The sequence below is a fragment of the Halobacillus sp. genome, from assembly GCF_049282395.1.
Lineage (GTDB): Bacteria > Bacillota > Bacilli > Bacillales > Halobacillaceae > Halobacillus.
The window spans coordinates 1-1,766 of the sequence record NZ_JBAPTY010000371.1 but is presented as its reverse complement, the minus strand read 5'-3'; the positions used below and the strand labels follow the sequence as shown (position 1 = coordinate 1,766).

General features: G+C 40.0%; 1 protein-coding gene. It reads left to right on the top strand.

Going from position 1 to position 1,766, the window contains the following annotated elements; translation table 11 throughout:
* Positions 1–909: 909 nt before the first annotated feature.
* Positions 910–1,766: NAD(P)/FAD-dependent oxidoreductase (locus WAM07_RS15520; protein WP_422168274.1), on the top strand; the 857-nt coding region annotated here is incomplete at its 3' end.

The window sequence follows — 1,766 nt, the reverse complement described above, 5'->3', positions numbered from 1 at the left end:
TTTCTCGCATAGTTCCAGCCTGAAAAAGTATTTACGCCCATATGGTTACTTCTTATCAGCGGATGAAGGACGAACCCGTTTCGAGTCTCTCATTCGGCCGGGTCCGGAGGGGGACGATGAAGACTCCTGCGGGATGAACATGATCGGTGAGATCCCGCAGGACTGTTAAGTCCGAGGAAGCTCAACACATGCCCGCGGAAAGCGGAATCGTCCCCCGCAGGACCTTCCTCATAACCCAATATCTCGAAACTGAGTCTTCAAGTAATGGGAGCTTTATCTTAAAACTTAAAATTAAAACTTAAGTTTAACAGTGCCTTTTTATAATAATTTGTAAGTCTTAGGGGCACACTTTGAAAAAAGAAGTGATGTTTTATGCTTACCAATGTACTCTTTGGCTTCATTCTTCCTTTTAGTATCAATGTTATTATTTTTTTGCGAAAACCGAGAATAACTATACTTATGTACACTTTAGGTGTTTCAATCGCGTTCGTAGCCAATGATTGGGGATTCAACTTATTTTGGAAAGTGAATCCTGGCCATGATAATCCTTCCTTACCTGCTATGCCATTCAATCTGGGCTATTTTCCATTAATGACAAGTACTTTTGCTTTGATAAAAGAAGCTCTGATTGTTAATTATAAAGCTCTGATTTTACTTTATTCTCTGATTTTTACAGCGCTAGAATATGTCGCTGTCTATATAGGTAAAGTTGAATACTATAATGGGTGGATTATTATTTACTCGTTCTTTATTTACTTATCGGGATTTATAGTTTGTTATGGGTACATTAGACTTTTAGAACGATATCAGATTATAGAGTAGGGATGCATTGCATAAAAAGAGAGATGATCACATAAATTATTTTAATAAGATAGGAATAAGAATATGGATTGGAAGGGAGACCTTCTTATGAAATACGATTGCATCATTATCGGTGGGGGGATTGCAGGCCTTCAAGCCTCCATCCAGTTGGGACGTTATAAAAGGTCTGTGTTGCTGATAGATGCTGAGGATGGAAGGTCTTCATTGTGTAGAAAGTACAGTAATATTCTAGGATTTCCTAATGGGGTAAGTGGACAAGAACTTCGTAAAGCCGGTCGACAGCATGCTGAAAACCTCGGGGTATCGATACGCAAAGACAGGGTAAAGGATGTGCATAAGAATGGTAGAGAATTTACGGTATATACGGTTGGGGGAGGAATGTTCAGCGGAAGGAACCTTCTTCTCGCTACCGGTTTAAAAGACCATATCCCTTCCATTCCAGGAATTAAACCCTGTCTTGGACTTTCGGTTTACGTATGCCCGGATTGTGATGGTTATGAAGTTATGAACCAAAGGACAGCAGTAATTGGCTCAGGAAACGTAGGAGCTTCTATGGCTATAAGTCTTTTGTATTGGAGTCAGGATATAATATTTATTAACCATGAGCTTGAGGTCATTTCCCCTGAATGGACGCAGCGTTTAGCAGCTGAAAATATTGAAGTGAAAACAGCTAAAGTAAAGGAATTACATGAGAAAGAGGGAAGTTTGAACCATATAGAAATGAAAGATGGTGAAAGTTTCCAAGTAAAGAAAGCTTTCTTGGCTTTTGGAGGTAACCAAGTACGAACAGAACTGGCCGTGAAGCTTGGAGCTGAAATCAGTGAAAACCAACATCTTATTGTTGATCCCAGGACAAAAATGACAAGTGTACCTAATTTATGGGCGTCAGGCGATGTGGCTGCTCATTCAGAATTAGTTACGGCTGCTATGGGAGAAGGTTCACT